This is a genomic window from Geobacter sp. FeAm09 (assembly GCF_008330225.1).
In the GTDB taxonomy this organism is placed as follows: domain Bacteria; phylum Desulfobacterota; class Desulfuromonadia; order Geobacterales; family Pseudopelobacteraceae; genus Oryzomonas.
Genome location: NZ_CP042466.1, coordinates 3,704,356 through 3,725,734, shown reverse-complemented (window position 1 = coordinate 3,725,734; position 21,379 = coordinate 3,704,356). Strand labels below are relative to the sequence as shown.

Sequence of the window (21,379 nt, the reverse complement as noted above, 5' to 3'; positions counted from 1 at the left end):
GGGCTACTACCCCCTGCTGATGCCCAGCTTTTTCATGCGGGCGAATAATGTGGACGGTTTGAGCCCGAGGACGACTGCCGCGCCCTTCGGCCCCTTGACCCGCCAGCGCGTGGCGTTCAGGACGTTTTCGATATGCTCCCGCTCGGCGTCCGCCATCGGCGCCAGAAAGGGAGCCCTCCCCGCCAGCGGCCCGGGCGGGTTCTGCTCAAGCCCCGAAAAACGCATCTTGCCGTCGGCGCACAGGATCACCGCCCGCTCCACCGAATGCTTCAACTCCCGCACGTTGCCGGGCCAGGTGTAATTCATCAGCTTGCGCAGCTCGTCGGCGGGGATATGCCCCGGTTTTTTGCGCATCTTGCGGCTGGACAGGACGAGAAAATGCTGGGCCAGGGGGCGGATGTCCTCCAGCCTCTCGCGCAGCGGCGGCACCTGGATCGGGAAGACGTTCAGCCGGTAGTACAGGTCCTGGCGGAACGTCCCCTTTTCCACTTCCCGCGCCAGGTCCTTGTTGGTGGCCGCCACCACCCGGAAGTCGGAACGGATCGCTTTCGAGCTCCCGAGCCGCTCGAAGCTCCCCTCCTGGAGGACGCGCAGCAGCCTCACCTGGACGTGCAGCGGCAGGTCGCCGATCTCGTCCAGGAAGATGGTCCCGCCGTGGGCCAGTTCGAAGCGCCCCTTGTACAGGTCCCCGGCCCCGGTGAAGGCCCCCTTCTCGTGGCCGAAAAGTTCGCTGACGAAGAGCTCGGACGGGATGGCCGCCAGGTTGACCGGGATGAAGGGGCCGTCCTTGCGGTTGCTCAGGTTGTGGATGGCCTTGGCCACCAACTCCTTGCCCACGCCGGTTTCCCCCATGACCAGCACCGAGCTGTCCGTGGGCGCCACCTGGCGGATCGCCTCCTTGACCGTGGTGATCCCCGTGGAGGTGCCGACGATGGTCTCGATGGGGTTGTCGATCCCCATCTCCCGCTTGTAGAAGACCGCCTCGTCCTGATAGCGGTCCTTCAGCTCCCGAATGGCCTCGTAGGCCTCGATGTTGGACAGCCCCACCGCCATCTGGCTGCACAGAAGGCGCAGATAGTACACCTGGATTCCGGTAAAGGAACTCCCGTCGAAGCGGTTGTCGATGTACAGATACCCCTGGACCGCGCCATACAGTTTCGCCGGCATGCAGATGAGGGACGTGATGCCGCCCCGGGCCAGTTCCTCATCTGTGACGGCGTCCTCTTCGCCCGGCCCCGGCGCGACCCGCTCCGCCATGTCCCGGTCCGCCCGGGCCACGACGTCGCTGATGAGGCGGAACTGTTCGGTCGTGAAGAACAGCGGGTCCATGTTCCTGCTGGCCACGACCCGCGGCTCCCGGCCCGGTCCCATGCTGAAGAAGGCCCCGCGGGTGGCCATGGTGAAATCCAGGGCCGCGCTGATCACCTGATTGACGAACGGCGTTTTTTCCCTGATGACCCCCAGGGACTCGTTGATGGCCACGATCCGGTCGATAACCATTTCACTCCGCCGCTCCTGGGGGAGGAGCGCCAGCAGATCCTGGGGGAAGAGTTCCTTGTCGATCTTGGAGAAGACGATCCACGCCTTTTCCAGGTAGCTCTGGGCGTTCTTCAGGTCGTCCCGCTTCAGGCTGGCGCGCCCCAGGGCGATGCGGGTCCGGGCCAGTTCGATCTCGGCCCCGGCCTGTCCCAGGAGTTTTTCGCTCCTGAGCAGGTCCGCCAGCACCTTTTCGCACGGCTCGTGCCGATCCAGACTGCGCAGGGCCCGGTAGCGCAGCCCGACCCCCTTCATGTAGATGTCGTGCCCCCTGAGGACCCGCTCCACCTCCCCGTCGTAATTCATCTCTTCATGGATGAACCCCTGTTGTTCCAGGGCGTCCATGTACTCGAAACTCCAAGGGAACTTCTGCTGCGTATACCCGCCGTACCGGGCGTAGCCCGCCGCCTTGCGGTGGTTGTCGAAGGCCTGGTGGTATTCTCCCCGGGTGCTGTGCAGGTAGGCCCGGAAGAGGTAGAGCTCGCGCAGCATGTAGTGGCCGAGCAACTCGTCGGGGAGCGTGAACATGTTGTTTACGCGCTCCTCGGCCTCGTTGAGCCGGCGGATCTCGAGCAGCGACATGATGAGCATCCGGTCCACAAACACCGTCAGGCGCCGGGACATGATGTTGAGCAGGTTGGTCTTGAGCCGCACCGCCTCGATCATCCCCAGCCCCTGGGCGGCCCTGCCCGAGATGACGTAGCTCAGTCCCCGCGCCGCGCCGGTCCAGAGCGCCGGCTTGTCGTCGCCGAACCGCTCCAGCTTGCCCACGGACTCCTCATAGCGGCGGTTTCCCTCGGCCACCTCGCCCCGCCAGCGATAGATCTCGCACTGCCACATGCCGGCCATCTGGAGCATCTGCCCGTCGGCCAGCTTTTCGGCCAGCTTCCGGTTTGCGGAAATGTAGTATGCCGCCGCCTTGTCCTCCTCCTTGAGCAGCAGGCGCCAGATCAGTTCGAACTGCACCTTTCCCAGGAGTTTCCAGCACCTGAACTCGCGGGCGATCCTGCGGGCCTCGAGCAGTTGGGGCACGATCTCGCCGACCGGTATCCATTGCCCCGTTATCTCGATGTTCCCCATATAGGCGGCCAGGTAGTGGGCCGCGTTCCCGGGACCCAGGCCCTGCCGTTCGATGGTGCGGATCACCTGGGTATAATAGGCGAAAGCCTCATCCTGCCGGTCGGCGCGCAGCATGATGTCCGCTGCGCTCCTGACATGCTCCAGCCCCTCCTCGTCCAGTCCTCTCTCGATATACAGCTTCGCCAGAATAAGGCTCTTTTCCTCCCCTTCGTCGAGAAACTGCCGGTAGGTCTTGATCATGGCGGCGGCGGTTTCCCGCATCATCTCTTCGGGGACATGCCCCCGAAGAAGCTCTCCCGAAGCCCGCTCGCAGAGAAAATAGGTCCCCCTGGGGTGGTCCTTTTTCTCGCAGACCACCTTTTTCCTTTTCAGCTTGTCCATCACATTGAGTATCTCCACGGGGGAGCGGGCCGACAGCATGCAGAGCATGTCGATGGAAACCGGCGAAATGCCATGGACGAGATACAGCAAAATGCTCCTCTCCCACCCCTCGAGCTCGCGCCATAGTTTGTCCGGTTCCATGCGTTCATGTCCTTTCCGTCGGAAAAAAGTACGCCCGTTTCCATGAGATGGCCGTTAATACCACAAGACAGGATGCAACAAAAGACAAATAAATTGACTCTTGGACGATATATTGACCTTTTTAGCGAACAACAAAATAAGCCCTGGACAAAATAGTCTTTTATGTAAAGATGTTATGTGTATTGGCATAGGCGTTGCTCTATTAACGAGCGAATTCCAATTTTGCGAATACGGGGTAAGTGCCCGGGTTCCATGAACGCAATATGACCGGATTTATCCATGCCCGACCCCGTATCGGGCTCAGGGTAATAATAAAACTCCATGGAGGTAGCACATGAGTGATGAACGGAAAGACGGAAAAGATCTCAGTCGCCGTGACTTTTTGAAGTCGACGGGAACCGCGGCCATCGCCGCCGGCATGGTGGCGGGCAGCCTGACCGCCTTCACGCGGGACGCCGAAGCGGCCTGGGACACCATGCCGAAGAAGTGGGACGAGACCCACGACGTGATTGTTGTCGGTACCGGCTTTGCCGGTCTTGCCGCCGCCATCGAGGCCCGCCATGCCGGTGCCGAGGTGCTGGTAATAGACAAGATGCGGACCCACGGCGGCAACTCGATCATCAACGGCGGCGAAATGGCCTCGGTGGGGAACCGGTTCCAGAAAGAGGCGGGGATACAGGACTCCCCGGAGCTGTTGCTGAAAGACATGCTGAAGGCCGGCTCCAACCTGAACCATCCTGAACTGGTCAAAATGTGCGCCGAACGGTCCGGCGAGGCCCTCGACTGGTGCGAGCAGTTCGTGGGCGCCAAATTCGTCAAGCTGGTCTACCACGGCGGCCACTCGGTCAAGCGCTCCGTCCAGACCGATAACGCTTCCGGCTCCGGGCTGGTCAATCCGTTGTTTGCCAAGGCCAAGGCCATGGGCGTGAAGTTTTTGTTCACCACCAAGATGGAGCGTCTGGTCACCAACAAGGAGGGCAGGGTCGTCGGCATGGAGATTCGTAAAGGGTACAAATTCCCCGACGACAAGTCCGGCAAGGTCGCTTTCCTGAAGGCCCGCAAGGCCGTGGTGCTGGGCTCGGGCGGCTTTTCCCAGAACGTTGTGCTGCGCCAGATCCACGACCCCCGCATCGACGCGCGGTTCGATTCCACCAACCACCCCGGCGCAACCGGGGAGGCGACGCTGGCGGCGTGCATGATCGGGGCCATGGATGTACAGATGGACTGGATACAGATGGGCCCCTGGACCAGTCCCGACGAGAAGGGGTTCGGCCAGGTCCCGCAATTCTGCGAACGGCTCGTGGGCTACGGTCCGATGATCGACCCCAAGACCGGCAGGCGCTTCATCCAGGAAACCGGCAACCGCAAGGTGCGCGCCGACGCGATGATGGCCCTGGGGTACAACACCATCATCTTCAGCGACGAAGTCAACGTCAAACGCCAGGTTCTTGCCCATACCCTGGAAAAGGGCATGGCCAACGGCGCCATCAGGAAATACGACACCATTGAAGAGCTGGCCGCAGCCTACGGCATCCCCCTCGCCCCGTTCAAGGAGGAGTTGGCCAAGTGGAACTCCTACGTTGCCGCCAAAAAGGACCCCGACTTCAATTGCAAGATCTTCCCCGAGACGACCCCGCTCCAGCAGGGACCGTTCTACGTCGCCCGGCTCTGGCCGAGGGTGCACTACACCATGGGGGGGCTGGTGATCAACAAGGATGCCCAGGTCAAAGGCTTCAACATGAAACCGATCCAGGGGCTCTATGCCGCCGGGGAATCCACCGGCGGGGTGCACGGCGCCGTGCGTCTCGGTACCTGCTCCATGCTTTCCTGCGTCGTTTTCGGCCGGATCGCCGGCAAAAACGCGGCGAACGAAAAGCCCTGGGGCTAGTTTGAATGGCGGCGGACCGGGGCGCATGTCCCCCGGTTCGCCGAAAGCTTTGAACCATAAAGAAAGACAAGGAGCCGTTACACCATGCACAACAGAATCTGTTCCATCCCCCGGATGGCCGCCCTCGTCCCATTGTTTGCCCTGGTCGTGTTCTCCCTGACGGCCCATGCGGCGCCCAAGCGCCTGGCGTCGGCCAAGCCGGCCAACTGTGCGTCCTGCCACGGCAAAGAGGCCGTCCTGCCCGCCGGCCATCCCAGTACTGCGGGCATGACCCTCGCCTCATGCCGGGAATGCCACGCAAAAGGGGGCGCCAGCAGCCTGGCCGGCAAGCTGCCCCTTGGCCATATCCACCAGCTGAGCGGCGTGACCTGCGTGAAATGCCACGGCAAGACCAAAAAACCGCAGCCCGTCGACATGGCGCAGTGTGTGGCGTGTCACGGCGATACGGACAAACTGGCGGAAAAGACGGCCGGCGTAAAGCCGCAAAACCCCCACAAGTCCCCCCACTACGGGACAACCCTCGATTGCAACAACTGCCACCACCAGCACGAGAAGGCCGAGAACTTCTGCCTGCAGTGCCATAAATTCGACTTTGTCGTACCGTAATGAAGTGAAATCGTGCATCAACATTGCCCGTGTCTGACCGATTGGCTTTTGCCAATGGGTAAATTCACCATAAGGAGACGAGAATGAAGAGAGGGATTGTTGGAGTGGTAGCATGTGCGGCGTCGGTGGCGCTGTCGGTACCCGCGTTGGCGGTGGACTTCAGTGGTTACGGTGCGGTCCGGGTTGGTACGTACTGGACGCAGAACCAGTATTACAGTGCCACTGCGGGAGCGAGCTATGGCGCTCGGAGGAGCGACAGCGACTTCAGCCTCGACCTGATGGGCGACAGCCTTGTGGGCGTCCGCGTGAAGGAAGGGGACTTTTCGGCGGTGGCTGAAATGGGCGCTTTCAACCCGAAGGCCGCGAGCTCCGGTCCTGAAGTTCGGTTGCTGTTTGGTGAATGGGATTTCGGGAAGGGCAAGATCCGCGTGGGTAAAGCGCCCAGCCCGTACGTGTACCGCACGCAGATGACGTGGGACAGCGACGGCGGTATGAACGCCTACGGCTCGCTGTGGGACGGCCGTTACGCCCAGATCAAACTGACCATGAACAACGGCTTTTACTTCACCCTGATGCAGCCGCGTGCCGGTGCCGGCAGCGTCTACACCAGCAACGCCGCTGGTGCCGGCAGCAGCCTTGCGGCCTTCTCCGAGACAGCCAACACCTACGCCACGACGTACACGAACTACAACACCATCATGCCGAAGATCGTGACGGGCTACGAAGGCAAACTGTCGAACTGGACCTACGGCGGCGGCGTATCGTACAACCTGTACAACCTTGAGCGTGTCACGGCTGCCAACGCCACACCGATCAAGACGGACATCCACTCGTACCTAGTCTTCTTTCACGGCAAGGTTGACGTAGCGCCGGTTGAATTCAGCTACAACCTTTTCACGGGCCGGAACCTGGGCGACCTGATGAGCTCGGCGGCGAGCGCCTATGTTGCGACCTCTGCGACGTTCAGCACGACGGGCACGGCCTCCTACTATGACGTAACGAACGACGCGAACGCGTACACGTACGGTGGCTGGGGCCAGATCGGCTACACGGTGAACCCGAAACTGAAGATCTACGCTGGCGCATCCTACGTTGCCGACGACAACCGCAAGACGCACGCCGACGAGCGTTTTGCCGCTTTCGTGAACGCGCATTACCAGGTGAGCAAGAACTTCAAGATCGTGCCCGAGATCGGCTACATGAACGACATGACGAACACGCTTGGCAACAAGGAGCCGCGGACGCTGGAAGCCGGCGCCAAGTGGGAAATGAGCTTCTAGTCAACGACAGCTTCACAAGGCTCACAAACGAGCCTCCTTCATGTAATGGGGGGGAGAAATCCCCCCGATTTTTCACGGCCGGCTGGCCGTGATGCGGCCACCACCAGTGCAAGGGAAGTAACTATGAAAAAGTTCAGAATCGGTACCCGCCTGATGGTAGGCTTTGCCGTCGTGTCCGTGCTGCTCATCGCCTGCACGACCATCGGCATCGGCAGCATCCTGAAAGGACAGAAGGAGTTCGCCGAGATCAAGCGCGTCTCCGGGCTCCGTGACACCGCCTACAAGCTCCAGATCGACGGCATGGAGATCGAGGAAGCGATAAAGGTTGCCGGCCTGGCCGACGATCCGGCCGAGAAGCGGCGCTCTATCGACAAGATGAAGATACAGCGGCAGAAATACGGGGAAAAATTCGGCTATCTCATGAAGCACACCACCACGCCCGAGGGGAAGAAGAAGCTTGGCGATCTCAAGGCGGCCCTTGCCGGCAAGGCGGTCAACAACAAACTGGCCGCGGCGGCCCTCGCCGACGACAAGGCCGGCTTCCTCGCCATCATGAATGGCGAGGCGAAGTCGGTTGACGATAACGTGGACAGCGCCCTTGAAGCGGTGCGGGCCTATTACGAACAAAGCAGCGAACGGCTCACCGCCGAGGCCGCCGCCAGCTCGGAGATCGCCATCAAAGCCATCGCTACTTTCGGCATCATCGCTCTGGTGTTCAGCATCGTCACGGCGTTCTTCATCACCCGCGGCATCATCGCGCCCCTGCAGCAGTGCGTCGGCGTGGCCGACCGCATCGCCGAGGGTGACCTGACGGTGACCATCCGGGTGGACGAAGGGGGCTCCGAGACGTCCCACCTCATGCGCTCCATGGAAAACATGACCGCCCGCATGCGCGATGCCATCAGGCGGGTTTCGGCTACGGCGGTCCTGGTCACGAATGCCGCCAGGGAACTGCGCGCCACATCGCACACCATGGTCGCGGGCACGGATGAAGTCGCCTCCCAGGCAACCACGGTAGCGGCTGCGGGCGAAGAGATGGCGGCAACCTCGCTGGACATCGCCGCGAATTGCAGCGCCGCCGCGCAGAGCTCCCGGCGCGCCAACGAACTGGCCACGTCCGGCGCCGCCATTGTCCAGGGCACGGTGGACGGCATGGCCCGCATCTCCGAACAGGTCCGCGCCACGGCGCACACGGTGGAGAGCCTCGGCTCCCGCTCCGACCAGATCGGCACTATTGTCGGGACCATCGAGGACATCGCCGACCAGACCAACCTGCTGGCCCTGAACGCGGCCATCGAGGCGGCGCGAGCCGGCGAACAGGGGAGGGGATTCGCCGTGGTCGCCGATGAGGTCAGGGCCCTGGCCGAGCGGACCACCCGGGCCACGCGCGAGATCGGCGAAATGATCAAGGCGATCCAGGGAGAGACGCGCCAGGCGGTCAACTCCATGGAGGAAGGGGTGGGCGAGGTGGAGCGGGGCACCGGGGAAGCCTCCCGCTCCGGCCGGGCGCTTGAGGATATCCTCAACCAGATCAACGAGGTGACCGGCCAGGTCAACCAGATCGCCACGGCGGCCGAAGAGCAGAGTTCCACGAGCCGCGAGATCAGCAACAATATGCACAAGATCACGGACATCATCCGGGAAACGGCCCGGGAGACGCACACCACCTCCCAGGCCGCGGATCAGCTGACGCGTCTGTCCGATGAACTTGGCGCGCTGGTCGGCCTGTTCAAGGTCTCCTGAGCAGGGGGTGTGAAATGCCCGTTTCCCCCGTACCCCTTTCCCCAGGTCTGGCCACGCAGCAGGGGGCGCCGAATCCCCGGCTGCGTCACGGGCCTCGCGGAGTTTTCCCTCCTTCCTCCGCGGGGCCCCATTTCGTGCCGAATGCCGGGAAGGCCCCTGGCGTGGGGCAGGGCGGATAATGCCATGAACCCAAAGGATGCCGCACCATCGGACAAACGGACGCCCCGCATGCCGGGCAGTTCACGCCAGGCCAGGGAGCGAAGGCAGGCCTGCGACAGCCGCTACCGGAGCATCATCGGCCACCTGGATGCCATGATCGAACTGCTGCGCCGGAAACCGGGCCTGGACCTCTCCCATGAATTGGACCGGCTCCTGGACGTCATGCTGGAGCACATCGGCTCGGAGAACGAGTACATGGAACTGGTGGGCTTTCCCCAGACAACCCGGCACCGCCTGCACCACCAGTTCCTCTGGGTCAACGCCGCCGAGCTGAGCTGCCGTTTCGGCAAGGGGCTGGAGGTGCTGCCCGAGGAAGTGGCCGCCCTGCGTCTCTCCTGGCTGGAGCACATCCATTGCCATGACCGGGCCTTCGAGGAGTTCCTGGCTTCCTAGCGCCCCGTGCATTTAACGTTTGACAAACGAAACCTTTCGAGAGGAAAATGCAACGGATGGCGGTGAAAAGGGGCGCCGGCCGGCCGCTGGGCGCTGGATTCGGCCCCGCTCCCCGGCACCGGGGAGAACGGGACGCATTGACCGCCTGAAAGCGCTGCCCACAAGGCGGACGACCCAAAACCGGGCAGGATGCGCGGGTTCGTTTCCCGGTCCGGTCCAATGAGGCCACGCATTAAAGATCTCGCCCTGCTCGTCCCATACCTTGGAACGCTCCGCCGCCGCTACGCCGGCGGGGCGCTCTTTCTCCTGCTGACCAACGGCTTTGCCCTGCTGATCCCCTGGTTCATGAAGCTGGCCGTGGAGGGGTTGCAGCGCCCGGCCTCGGCCCCGCTCTCCCCTTCCGCCTGTGCCGCGGTGATCGTTGCCCTGGCCCTGGCCCACTGTGTCACCCGTATCTTTTCCCGCACCCTGATGCTCAATGCGGCCCGCATCATCGAGTTCCGCATCCGCGACGACCTCTTCCGCCGCCTGATGCTCCTCGACCTGGAGTATTTTTCCCGCAGCAGGACCGGCGACATCCTGTCCCGATTCTCCAACGACCTGACCAACGTGCGCATGCTGACCGGATTCGGGGTCATGAGCGCCGTGAATACCCTGATTCTGTACCTGGCGGCGGTGACGCTGATGGTGCGCATCCAGCCCTGGCTGACCCTGTGGGCCGTACTTCCTTTTCCCCTGATGGTGCTGCTGGTCAAGCGGATCAGCCAGAGCATGTTCCTGCGGTCCCTTGCGGCCCAGGAAGAGTTGGCCCGCCTGTCGAGCATGGCCGAAGAATCCGTCTCGGCGGTGCGCCTGATCAAGTCCTATTGCCGCGAAGATTATTTCCTCGGTCTTTTTGAAACCATATCCGGCTGTTATCTGCGCGACAACCTGCGCCTGGCCCGGCTGCGCGGTCTCATCTTGCCGGTGATGGCCGCCGCCACCGGGGCCGGTACGCTGGTGGTGGTCTTTCTGGGGGGGCGCCTGGTCATTGCCGGGGCCATGACCCTGGGGGATTTCGTGGCCTTCAGCGGCTATCTGGCCATGCTGGCCTGGCCGACGGTGATGTTGGGGTGGATACTGACCCTGGCCCAGCGCGGCGCGGCGTCCATGGCGCGCCTGGCGGTGATCCTGACAGCCGAACCCGCGGTCGCGGATGCCCCTGGCGCGGAACCCCTGGAGGAGGTGCGCCAGGGGATCGAGTTTCGCGAGGTGTCCTTCCGCTATGGGGCCGAGACCGTGCTGGAGCGGATTTCGTTCCATATCGCGCCGGGTGAAAAGGTGGGGATCACCGGGGAGGTCGGCAGCGGCAAGTCCACGCTGCTCAGGCTTCTGCTGCGGCTGGTGCCGGTGGGGGACGGGGAACTGTTTCTCGACGGCCGGGATATCAACCACATTGCCCTGAACAGCCTGCGCCGCCTGATCGGCTATGTACCCCAGGAGGCCTTTCTTTTCTCCCGCAGCATCCGGGAGAATATCGCCTACGGCCTGGCAGGGGGAGCCCCGGAGCCCATTGTGGCCGATGCGGCGCGGCAGGCCGGGTTCCTGGAGGATGTGGGCAATTTTCACGATGGCCTGGACACCCTGGTGGGGGAAAAGGGGGTGATGTTGTCGGGCGGGCAGAAACAGCGGCTGTCCATTGCCCGGGCACTGGCGACGGATCCGCCCATCCTGGTGCTGGACGACCCCCTTTCGGCCGTTGATGCCGCTCACGAGGAAGAGATCCTGGGGCAACTGGGGATGTTCTACCGTAACAGGACCGTGCTGATCGTTTCCCACCGCCTGTCGGCCTTTCGCGACTGCGACCGGGTGATTGTGCTGAAGGACGGTGCGATCGCCGAGCAGGGGCGGCCTACCGACCTGCTGGAGCAGGGAGGGGTGTATGCGCAGATGTTCCGCAGCCAGCGCCTGCAGGAGGAACTGCTCTAGCCCCGCTCCCCCGGTCTGGGTACGGCGGGGGAGCGGCTCAGAACGGGTAGCCCAGGCCGACGAAGATGGCCGGGCCATCCCGGCCGACCCCCAGATCGACCCGGCCGATGATATTCGGCCGGACAATGGCGCGGAAGCCGATGCCGGGGTTGAATTCGAAGTTGCTGGTGCGGGCCTTGTCCAAGGCTTCCATCACCGCCCCCAGGTCGACGAAGGGGGCAACCTCCCAATCTGCGGTCACGTTGAATATCTCCCAGCGGAACAGCCTGATCCGCTCCTCCAGGTTGCAGAGAAGGAAACTGTTGTCGATGAAGCGGTTCCTGCCGTACCCCCGCAAGGTGGTCTCCCCCCCCAGAATACTCTGTTCCAGAAAAGGAACGCCTTTCCCCAGGGTCTGATTGTACATGAGGCGGAAGACGCTGACGTAGCGGGCGTTGTCCAAGGGGATGAAGCCCTTGGCTTCAGCCTCGTAATGGCGGAAGTCGGCCGCACCGCCGAGTGCCCTGAACGAAGGTTCAAAGGTTATCTTGGCAAAGCCTCCGAAGGTGGGGGTGGTGGCGGAATCCAGCGTACTGTAGACCAGGGAGATGCGCTGGGAATGGGTGGCAAATCCGTCTATCCCCGGGACATGCCCGCTCCCGAACTGGTTTTTGATGTAAGGGATGCCCTTGACCGCCCCCGGCTCGATGCGGACCTTGCGGTAGCGCTCCCCCAGAACCAGTTGGAAATGGCGGCCGATGTCGTAGCCCGCGGACAGGTTGAAACCGATTTCCGTATCGGTGTAATTGGTCTCCCGCTGTTTGGGGCTTTTGGCCTCGAAGCCGAAGAAACGGGCGGAGCCGTCACTGAAGGCATAGGTCAAAAGGTTGAGTTCCAACTGCTTGTCGAAAAGGCTCTTGTCGTGCAGCTTGATTTCGTAATCGTTGTTGATGGTGGTGGCCTGGGAGAGGTTGATCTCCGCATTCCGGTCGGGCGTGGGATAAAACGCGCCGTAGAGGGACGTGGTGACGCCGAAGTTCGTGTTGTGGTTCACCTGGGGCGCCAGGAGGGCATTGATCTCGTCGCTCTTGTTATGAAACAGAAAGGCGGTCAATGCCCCGGCGGTTATCCCCTCGTTGGGACTGGAGGCGATTACCGGCAGCGGTATGGTGACCACCTTGACCGGGGTGGTGCTGGTATAGGACGCAAATACGCCGGGAACCTTTTCCCGTGGAATGTAGCTCGTGCAACCGCCGAGCAGCACGGCAAGGAACAGGGAAAAGGCAAACGTAATCAGGCTTCTGTCTATGGTGTGGCACGCTTTTGACATAACGGATATATGTATCATTCTGCCGAGGAGGGTGTCAACGCCGCAATTATGCAACGAGCTCATAGCTCTTGTTTCCGGTGCCGCCCTGAGCTATAGTTTTTCATTATTCCGGCTGTGTAAGGGTCTCCATGAAGCTCAACGCCAAACTCGTCATTATCATGCTCACACTGCTGGTACTGGCCATGCTGACCCTCTTCATCCTCAACCAGTCCGCCCAGGACGATCTGGTGCGCGAGATCCAGGAAAGCTCCCAGGAGATCTCCAAGGCGGTGCAGATGAGTATCGCGGACCTCACCTCCGAAGCGGAAACCTCCCGCCTGACGGATTATCTCCACAATGCCCGCGACAAGGGGATCAATGAAATCAACATCATCAGCAATGAAGGTGAGATCATCGATTCCTCCGACCCCGAGAAGATCGGCAAGAAGCGCGAAGTGAAGAAACTGGAAAAGGGGATCCGGGCGGTCCAGCGCCCCGTCGGCGGCTCCCTCCTCTCCCAGAGGCCGTACGAGGTGGTGGTCCCGGTCATCGTGGGGGACGAACAACTCGGCTATGTGCAGATCAACATGCTCCTGGACAAGATCCGCGACATCCAGCACGCCAACTTCATCCGCCGCCTGTTTGCCACCACCATGGTGTTCGTCGTCGGCATCGCCCTGACCATCTTCCTGGCGCGCCGCTATACGGACCCGATCCATCGCCTGGTCGATGTCTTCAAGCGGGTTTCGTCGGGCGACCTGTCGGTGACCATCCACGCCGACAGCAAGGACGAGATCGGCGACCTGGCCACCGGCTTCAACACCATGGTGGAGAAGCTGCGCGAACGGGAGGCGTTGGAAAAGCGGCTTTATGAGGCCGAGCACCTCTCCCGCGTCGGCCAGCTGGCGTCCGGCATTGCCCATGAGATTCGTAATCCGCTGAACTACATCAGCCTTGCCATCGATCACCTGAGGGCCGACATGCTCCCTCTGTGCGGCGAGCGCCGGGAGGAGTTGGAGAGCCTGGCCGACAAGATCAAGGAAGAGGTGCGCCGGGCCAACTACATGGTGCTCAATTTCATGAATTACGGGCGGCCGCTCAAGCTGCGGCGGGTGCTGGTCTCCTACGGGGATATCCTGGCGAAGACCTTGCCGCTCTTGCACGAACGGCTGTCGGAGCAGCGCATCGTGCTGGAACAGCACCTCGACCCGGACCTGCCGCTTTTGTGGGTCGATCAGGAACTGCTGCGCAACTGCATCATCAACTTTGTCACCAACGCCGCCCAGGCCATGAACGACGGCGGCGTCATCACGCTGGGGGCCGCCAGGGACGAAGGGGCGGGTCGGGTGCGGCTGACCTTTGCCGACCAGGGGAAGGGCATCGGCGAGGAAGACCTGGCCAAGATATTCCAGCCCTATTTTACCACCAAAGAGGCGGGTATCGGGCTGGGCCTGGCCATAACCGAGCGGATCATCAAGGAACATGGCGGCGAAATTCTGGTGGAAAGCCGGTCCGGCGAGGGAACGACATTTACCGTGTCGCTGCCGCTGCAACCGGCGGAGCCGGATCATTCCAGAGAAGAGGGGGCCGTGTAGTGGCTGCCACACAGGGAAGTATACTGATCGTCGATGATGAAAAGGGCCAGCGGGATATCCTTACCGTGATCCTGAAGAAAGAGGGCTACGACGTCGCCGACGTGCCCGGGGTGCGCGAGGCCCTGGAACAGTTGGGGCGGCGGGAGTTCGACCTGATCATGACCGACCTGAAGATGCAGGGGCAGAGCGGCCTTGACCTTTTGGAGGCGGTCCAGGCCACGGATCCCCAGCAGTGCGTCATTCTCATGACTGCCCACGGCACGGTGGACTCCGCGGTCGAGGCCATGAAGAAGGGGGCCTTCGACTACCTGGAAAAACCGCTGGAACGGGACAACCTGATCCTCACCCTGCGCCGGGCCTTCGAGCGCATCGGGCTGGTCCGGGAAAACCGGGTCCTCTTGAAGCGGGTCGAGCAGATCCAGACCATCCCCAACATCCTGGGCGAACATCCCAAGATGCGGGAGGTGTTCCGCGTCGTGAACAAGATCGCCGCAACCAGCTCCACGGTGCTGATCGTGGGTGAATCGGGCACCGGCAAGGAGTTGGTCGCCCGGGCCATCCACGACGGCAGCCAGCGCCGGGACAAGCCGTTCATGGCCATCAACTGCGCGGCCATCCCCGATTCCCTGATGGAAAGCGAACTTTTCGGCCACGAAAAGGGGAGCTTTACGGGCGCCAATGCCCGCGAGATCGGCATCTTCGAGGCGGCCAACGGCGGCACGGTGTTCCTGGACGAGATCGGCGAGATGAACGTGGCCATGCAGGCCAAGCTGCTGCGGGCCATCCAGGAAAAGGAGATCCGCCGGGTGGGGGGCAAGGTCAATCTTCCGCTGGACGTGCGCATCCTTTCCGCCACCAACAAGGAACTGGAGCAGGAGATCAAGCGGGGGAACTTCCGTGAGGATCTTTTCTACCGGCTCAATGTGATCCGCATCAACCTCCCCCCCCTGCGGGAGCGGGGAAGCGATGTCAAAACTTTGGCGGAATATTTCGTGAAAAAATACAGCCAGGCCTCCGGCATAGCAGTGGAGGGCATTTCCCGGCCGGCATTCAAACTGCTCATGAATTACACCTGGCCCGGCAACGTGCGCCAGTTGGAATCGGTCATCGAGCGTTCCGTCCTGATGGCGGAGAGCAACTACATCGAACCGGAAGACCTGCCGGCCGAGGTCACCGCCACGTCCGCCCTGGGCGGCGGCATCCCCTTTGACCTGCCGCCGGAGGGGATCGCCTTCGAGGAGTTGGAGAAGGGGCTCATCATCAAGGCCATGGAACGGGCCGATTGGGTGATCGGCAAGGCGGCCCCCCTGTTGGGCATGAGCTACAAAACCCTCCAGTACCGCCTGGACAAATTCGGGATCGAACGGCCGGAGAAGCGATTCAAGCTTTCGTGACGTCCGACCGATATATATTGCTTAGGGTCAATTTTTTGAAAACCAAGACTGAGAAGGAGAGAGATAGCAATGAAAATTCTCATTGTCGGCGGTGCCGGTTATATCGGAGGGGCCATAACGGACCAGCTCATGGACAGCGGGCACGACATCAAGGTCTACGATACCCTGCTGTACGAGGAGAGCTACCGCAAGCCGGTTCCCTTCGTGTACGGCGACCTGCGCAGCCGTGAAGCGCTCCTGCCGCTCCTGAAGTGGGCCGATACGGTCGTCTGGCTGGCGGCGCTGGTGGGCGACGGGGCCTGTGCCCTGAATCCCGATGTGGCGGAAGAGATCAACTATTACTCCGTGAAGTGGCTGGCCGACAATTTTCACGGGCGCATCGTCTTCATGTCCACCTGCTCGGTGTACGGCGCCCAGGACAAGGAACTCGACGAGCAATCCCCCACCAACCCCCTCTCGGTCTACGCCTCCACGAAGCTGGCGGCGGAAAAGGCCCTCGAAGGGAAGAACGCCATCATCTTCCGCCTCGGCACGATCTACGGGGTCGGCGACATCTTCTCCCGCATCCGGCTCGACCTGGTGGTGAACATCCTGGTGGTCAAGGCCCATACCACCGGCGTCATCCGGGTTTTCGGCGGCGACCAGTTCCGCCCCCTTCTGCACGTCAAGGATGCCGCCCGGGCGGTGGTGGACAACATCGGTACCTCCCACACCGGGATCTACAACCTGCATCGCCAGAATGTGCGCATCATCGACCTGGCGTACCAGGTGCGCAACCATTTCCCGGACCTGGTCATCGAACAGACCGAGATGAGCTTCCAGGATGCCCGCAACTATCGCGTCAAAAGCGACAAGGCCATCGCCACCTTCGGCTTCAAGCCCCAGTATTCCATAGACGACGGCATCGAGGAGGTCAAGGACCTGGTAATCAACAACCGCATCAAGGATGTCAACAACCCGCGCTTCACCAACCAGGTGTTCCTTGAGACATACAAGACGCATCTGCTGTAATTTTACGGTTTGCCGATAAAAGGAGTGGTGCCCATGGATTCTGTAAAGCTGTTGGACGGGGGGCTGGCGGTGGACGACCGCGGCTCGGTCTCCTTTGTGAATGGTTTCGGCTTCGAAGGGGTGAAGCGGTTTTACGCGGTAGCCAACCACCGCCAGGGGTTCATCCGCGCCTGGCACGGCCACCGCCGGGAGGCAAAATACGTGTACGTCAGCCAGGGAAGCGCACTCGTCTGCGCCGTGAAGGTGGATGACTGGGACAATCCCTCGCCCGGGCTTCCCGTGGAGCGCTTTGTCCTGAGCGCGGCCAAGCCGTCCGTACTGTATATTCCGGCCGGCTATGCCAACGGCTTCATGTCGCTCAGCGCCGATGCCCAGTTGCTGTTCTTCTCCACCTCCACGGTCGAGGAAAGCCGGGGGGACGACATCCGTTTCGACGCCCGCTTCTGGGACCCGTGGCACATCATGGAACGATAGGAAGGCAATTAATCATGAAACAGGTTCTCATCCTTGGCGCTTCCGGCATGCTCGGCGGCATGATCACCGATGTCCTCTCCCGCGACCCCGATCTCCGGATTACCGCAACCGTGCGCAGCGACGAACTTGTGCAGGCATGCGCCGCCGCTATTCCCGCATGCACGTGGGCCCGTTTCGACGCCGAAAGCGGCGACATCCGGCACCTGCTCGCCAGCGGTCCGTTCGACGCCGTCATCAACGCCATCGGCATCATCAAACCCTACATCAAGGACGACAACCCGGCCCAGACCGAGCGGGCCGTCAGGATCAACGCCCTGTTCCCCCATATCCTGGCCCGGGCCGCCGCCGAACGGGGCGTCCGCGTGCTCCAGATCGCCACGGACTGCGTCTATTCGGGGCGCGACGGTAACTATGGCGAGGCGGCCCCCCACGACGCCCTGGACGTGTACGGCAAGAGCAAGAGCCTGGGCGAGGTGGCGGCCGCCAATGTGGCCCACATCCGCTGTTCCATCATCGGCCCCGAGCCCAAGGCCCACGTCTCCCTCCTGGACTGGTTCCTGGGGCAGGCGCCGGGTGCCACGGTCAATGGCTTTACCAACCATCTGTGGAACGGCGTTACGACCCTGCACTATGGCAAGGCATGCGCCGGCATCATCAAGGCCGGGCTGGAACTGCCGCAAAAGCTCCATCTCGTACCCACGGCGACCATCACCAAGGCCGACATGCTGGGATGCTTCGCCCAGGCGTACGGCCGCACCGACATCACCGTGAACCACGTGGAAGCCGGCACGGTTATCGACCGCACCCTCCAGACCGCCGATCCGGAGCTGAACCGGCAGATCTGGCGGGCGGCCGGTTATGCCGCGCCGCCCACGGTCCCGGACATGATCGCCGAGATGGGGCGTTTCGACTTCCGCCTTGCCAAGCTCGACTAAAACCACCGAGAGGGCCGCATGAAAATCCTTACCATTCTGGGCACCCGGCCCGAGATCATCCGCCTGAGCCGCATCGTGGCCAAGCTCGACCAACTCTGCGACCATGTGGTGGTCCATACCGGCCAGAACTACGACGTCAACCTGAACGACATCTTCTTCCAGCAGTTGGGGGTGCGTGCGCCCGACCACTACCTGGGCGCCAAGGGAAGCTTCGGCGAGCAGTTGGGAACCATCGTCGCCGGCATGGAGCGCGTCTTCGACCGGGAAAAGCCGGACCGGTTCCTGGTGCTGGGGGATACCAACAGCAGCCTGGGGGCCATCGCCGCCAAGCGCATGGGGATACCGGTCTACCATATGGAAGCGGGCAACCGCTGCTACGACGACCGGGTGCCGGAAGAGGTCAACCGCCGCATCATCGACCATTCCAGCGACATCCTGTTGCCGTACACCGAGCGCAGTCGCCAGAACCTGCTGCGGGAGGGGATTCCCGGCGAACGCATCTACGTCACCGGCAACCCGATCAACGAGGTCATCAACCACTACCAGCCCCAGATAGCCCAATCCCGCATACTGGAAGAGTTGGGCGTGGCAGCGGGCAAATACTTCCTTGTCACCATGCACCGGGCCGAGAATGTTGATATCAAGGAACGCATCGAAAGCCTGACCACGACGTTTGCCCGGTTGCAGAAGGAATACGGGCTGCCTTTCATCATCAGCACCCACCCCCGGACCAGGGCGCGCATGGAGCAGTTCGGCATGGACACCGCCAACCCCCTGCTCCGCTTCATGCCCCCCTTCGGTTTCTTCGAGTTCATCACGCTGGAGAGGAATGCCTTCTGCGTCTTGAGCGACAGCGGCACGGTCCAGGAGGAGTGCGCCATCTTCGGCGTGCCCAACGTGACCATCCGCGACGTCACCGAGCGCCCCGAAACATTGGAGTGCGGCAGCAACATGCTGAGCGGGGCGGAGGTGGAATCGGTGATGACCTGTGTCAAAACCGTGCTTTCCGCCGCGTGCGACTGGGAGGCCCCGAAGGAGTATCGTGCCGAACAGGTAAGTGAAGTGGTGACGAAGATCGTGCTTGGATACCGCTAATCATGACAGTTTGATGAACATTTAATCTCTGAGGGTCGAATTCCCCGCCCCTTGGGGCGATTCAAGTATCAGCTAGAGATTGTAGATACCCCGCTGCTTGCGGCGGAGTGATTCATTTGTATAAACACATAAAATTTGATGAAATATTAAGTTGTTACATGGAATGGTGATCGCCTTGAAAAAATTGAACTTGGCATGTGGCAATATAGTATTAACAGGATGGGATAATCTGGATTACGAGTGCCGGGCTAATGGTGTTATTGCTTGTAATCTGACAGAAAAATTACCTTATGGTGATAATTCTGTTGATGAAATTTTTACAAGCCATTTTTTGGAGCATTTAAAGTTAAGGACTGAAGCGATACCATTCTTGCAGGAATGTGAAAGGGTTTTGAAACCTGGCGGTGTTTTGTCAATAATCGTCCCAGACTTTGAAATGCTGACAATAACAAAAGTTTTTGATTATCATCACAATAAGTTTAGAACTCCGGAAGAGCAGCTTCGATGGCTTGTGGGGGCAGTTTTTGGAGAAGGGCGTGCCAAATGGGACTACCACGCTAGTGGCTGGTTTGAAGAAAGATTTCGCGAAATGGACAGTGGTAAAATCTCCATTGATCCTTCAGCAGGCGGCTCGATACCTATCTGGGAAAAGATGGATTTAACGAAGATAATCAAAAAATGGCGCGAGCATTCACCTTATGAGATCACGGCCATTTTCAATAAACAGAAAGGTGAAAACGGTAAGAAATACGAACCAACCTGGATAAACGAAGAGCCAATTGTTGGAAAAGGATTTATATCTCCATTGGAATATACTTTAAATAGGTTGCCAATTATGGCTAATAACACACCAAATGGAGATATGGATGGAATTATTAGACAGGTCGATAGTGCCTGTAATTCTCTATCTGATATATCAGACGTTTTGCCTGTGGTTAAAAGCGGCAACTTGTCTGAAAATGGCAGTACGGAGCGATACACGGTAGTCTATGATAAAGGCCGCATGCTGGAATCCATATGGGTCGCGCATTACCTGATCTACCAGAAATTTATCCACCTGGCGGACAAGTCCGTAACGATCGACCTGTGTTCCGAGTCGGGAGCCGGTACGAAACTGATCTCCGAATATACGGGAAGGCTGGCCATCGGCGTGGACTACTCCGATGATGCGCTACGGTTCGCCACCAAGAACAACTCGTCGCCCCATACGGAATATCATCGGCTCGATCTCAATCTGTACGACGATATCCGCACCTTGAAGGAAATGATCCGCCAGGGGGGCGTCAAGCAGATGTTTTTTGTCGAGGGGATAGAGCATCTCAAATTTCCCTATGAAATAGTATTATCAGCTCTCGATGCAGGCGTTGAAAGAATTTTTATCTCTACCCCCATTGTCCATGACCATGAGGTCAATGACGAACACTATCATATCACCCCCTTCACGGATGCGTATCTCGCGGATTTCATCAGCAGGTTCGATGCCCGGATCGTCTCCTACTGCAAGCACATGCGGCTGGACAATATCCAGCGGGAACTGGCTGCCGGGCACCAATTGGGTTTCTTCATGGAGAATTACTTTACCGGCACCAGGCCGGAAAGCGGTAATTATCTGATATCAATAACGCAATAATATTATTCAAACGTAAGTTAATGGTAAGTTTGTTTTATCCTCGCTTTGAAATAGCCATAAATTATTATGCAGCAGCATTCTATTCTCTCCAGGAGGTAGTACCATGAAAAAAAATCTGTTCCTATCGGTTTCCGTGGTGACTTTAATGCTGTTGGTACAGGTTGCACCTGTATTTGCTGCTAGTGGTAAAGCATATATTTCGAAGTACCACTACTATACCGACTCATCTAGAATATGGGCGTCTTATTATTATATTTCTAACGTAACTGGAGCCAATATCCATGTGGCCATCAAGCTTTTTAGGAATCCTCTTGCAGGTGAAATACCTCCTGTTTTTCTGAAAGACAGCGGGAATTCGTCAACAACTGGATTTATTACTGCAGTTGATGTTCTAAATTATGACGAATCCGGCACCAATTCAACTGCCACTTTTGACCTAGCACCTTATACAACGGGACAAATAAAGATTTATTCCCCGACAAGTACAGAGGGGGGTAATGGTCATGGTGTTATTGAGTGGACTCAGGATTCAGAAGCTCCCGTCGGTATAGTCGCACACGGGCTTTTGCAGTACGGTGCTGCCGCCTTTAACACCAGTATTCCCAGCTTCCACTCTATAATGATAAATGGCGGTAACCCTTTCTGATATTTTTTGTAGCGGAAAAGAGGTGCTCGCGCCTCTTTTCCGCTCCTTTGCTTTTGACTCCGAAAATTGTTTAAAA

16 protein-coding genes are annotated in these 21,379 nt (G+C 60.1%); 14 read left to right on the top strand and 2 right to left on the bottom strand.

The features are described from left to right. Positions 1–6: 6 nt before the first annotated feature. Positions 7–3,138 carry a sigma 54-interacting transcriptional regulator gene (locus FO488_RS17510; protein ID WP_149211741.1) on the bottom strand — a complete coding sequence of 1,044 codons (3,132 nt, stop codon included), beginning with the start codon at positions 3,136–3,138 and terminating at the stop codon, positions 7–9. 334 nt (positions 3,139–3,472) lie between these two features. Between FO488_RS17510 and FO488_RS17505 the strand changes: the two genes are divergently transcribed. From FO488_RS17505 to FO488_RS17480, 6 genes are all read left to right on the top strand, one after another. Further along, positions 3,473–5,026 carry a flavocytochrome c gene (locus tag FO488_RS17505; RefSeq protein ID WP_149211740.1) on the top strand — a complete coding sequence of 518 codons (1,554 nt, stop codon included), beginning with the start codon at positions 3,473–3,475 and terminating at the stop codon, positions 5,024–5,026. Between the two features lie 84 nt (positions 5,027–5,110). Continuing rightward, positions 5,111–5,632, top strand: coding sequence for a cytochrome c3 family protein (locus FO488_RS17500; protein ID WP_149211739.1), 522 nt, complete (start codon positions 5,111–5,113; stop codon positions 5,630–5,632). A gap of 83 nt (positions 5,633–5,715) precedes the next feature. Next, a complete protein-coding gene (locus tag FO488_RS17495; RefSeq protein WP_149211738.1) occupies positions 5,716–6,912 on the top strand; it encodes a hypothetical protein in 1,197 nt (398 codons plus the stop codon). A 123-nt stretch (positions 6,913–7,035) separates the two neighbouring features. Then, a complete protein-coding gene (locus tag FO488_RS17490) occupies positions 7,036–8,655 on the top strand; it encodes a methyl-accepting chemotaxis protein (RefSeq protein ID WP_168206089.1) in 1,620 nt (539 codons plus the stop codon). Between the two features lie 183 nt (positions 8,656–8,838). Next, positions 8,839–9,267: a hypothetical protein gene (locus FO488_RS17485; protein WP_149211736.1), complete on the top strand. Its 429-nt coding sequence runs from the start codon at positions 8,839–8,841 to the stop codon at positions 9,265–9,267. A 219-nt stretch (positions 9,268–9,486) separates the two neighbouring features. Continuing rightward, a complete protein-coding gene (locus FO488_RS17480; protein WP_149211735.1) occupies positions 9,487–11,235 on the top strand; it encodes an ABC transporter ATP-binding protein in 1,749 nt (582 codons plus the stop codon). A 37-nt stretch (positions 11,236–11,272) separates the two neighbouring features. On the opposite strand, the gene FO488_RS17475 is transcribed toward FO488_RS17480, so the two are convergent. Then, positions 11,273–12,544, bottom strand: a complete 1,272-nt coding sequence (locus tag FO488_RS17475) for a BamA/TamA family outer membrane protein (protein WP_240732037.1) — start codon at positions 12,542–12,544, stop codon at positions 11,273–11,275. Positions 12,545–12,672: 128 nt separating this feature from the next. Between FO488_RS17475 and FO488_RS17470 the strand changes: the two genes are divergently transcribed. From FO488_RS17470 to FO488_RS17435, 8 genes are all read left to right on the top strand, one after another. Beyond that, complete coding sequence (locus tag FO488_RS17470; protein ID WP_149211733.1) at positions 12,673–14,118, top strand: ATP-binding protein; 1,446 nt, start codon at positions 12,673–12,675, stop codon at positions 14,116–14,118. After that, positions 14,118–15,512, top strand: a complete 1,395-nt coding sequence (locus tag FO488_RS17465; protein ID WP_149211732.1) for a sigma-54 dependent transcriptional regulator — start codon at positions 14,118–14,120, stop codon at positions 15,510–15,512. The genes FO488_RS17470 and FO488_RS17465 overlap by 1 nt, the downstream gene beginning before the upstream one ends. 69 nt (positions 15,513–15,581) lie before the next feature. Further along, positions 15,582–16,523, top strand: a complete 942-nt coding sequence (locus FO488_RS17460; protein ID WP_149211731.1) for an NAD(P)-dependent oxidoreductase — start codon at positions 15,582–15,584, stop codon at positions 16,521–16,523. A 33-nt stretch (positions 16,524–16,556) separates the two neighbouring features. Continuing rightward, a complete protein-coding gene (locus tag FO488_RS17455) occupies positions 16,557–16,997 on the top strand; it encodes a dTDP-4-dehydrorhamnose 3,5-epimerase family protein (protein ID WP_149211730.1) in 441 nt (146 codons plus the stop codon). 14 nt (positions 16,998–17,011) lie between these two features. Continuing rightward, positions 17,012–17,932, top strand: coding sequence for a sugar nucleotide-binding protein (locus FO488_RS17450; RefSeq protein WP_149211729.1), 921 nt, complete (start codon positions 17,012–17,014; stop codon positions 17,930–17,932). Positions 17,933–17,950: 18 nt separating this feature from the next. After that, positions 17,951–19,027: a non-hydrolyzing UDP-N-acetylglucosamine 2-epimerase gene (wecB, locus tag FO488_RS17445; RefSeq protein ID WP_149211728.1), complete on the top strand. Its 1,077-nt coding sequence runs from the start codon at positions 17,951–17,953 to the stop codon at positions 19,025–19,027. Positions 19,028–19,190: 163 nt separating this feature from the next. Further along, positions 19,191–20,657 carry a methyltransferase domain-containing protein gene (locus FO488_RS17440; protein ID WP_149211727.1) on the top strand — a complete coding sequence of 489 codons (1,467 nt, stop codon included), beginning with the start codon at positions 19,191–19,193 and terminating at the stop codon, positions 20,655–20,657. 103 nt (positions 20,658–20,760) lie between these two features. After that, positions 20,761–21,303: a hypothetical protein gene (locus tag FO488_RS17435; RefSeq protein WP_149211726.1), complete on the top strand. Its 543-nt coding sequence runs from the start codon at positions 20,761–20,763 to the stop codon at positions 21,301–21,303. Positions 21,304–21,379: the final 76 nt, after the last annotated feature.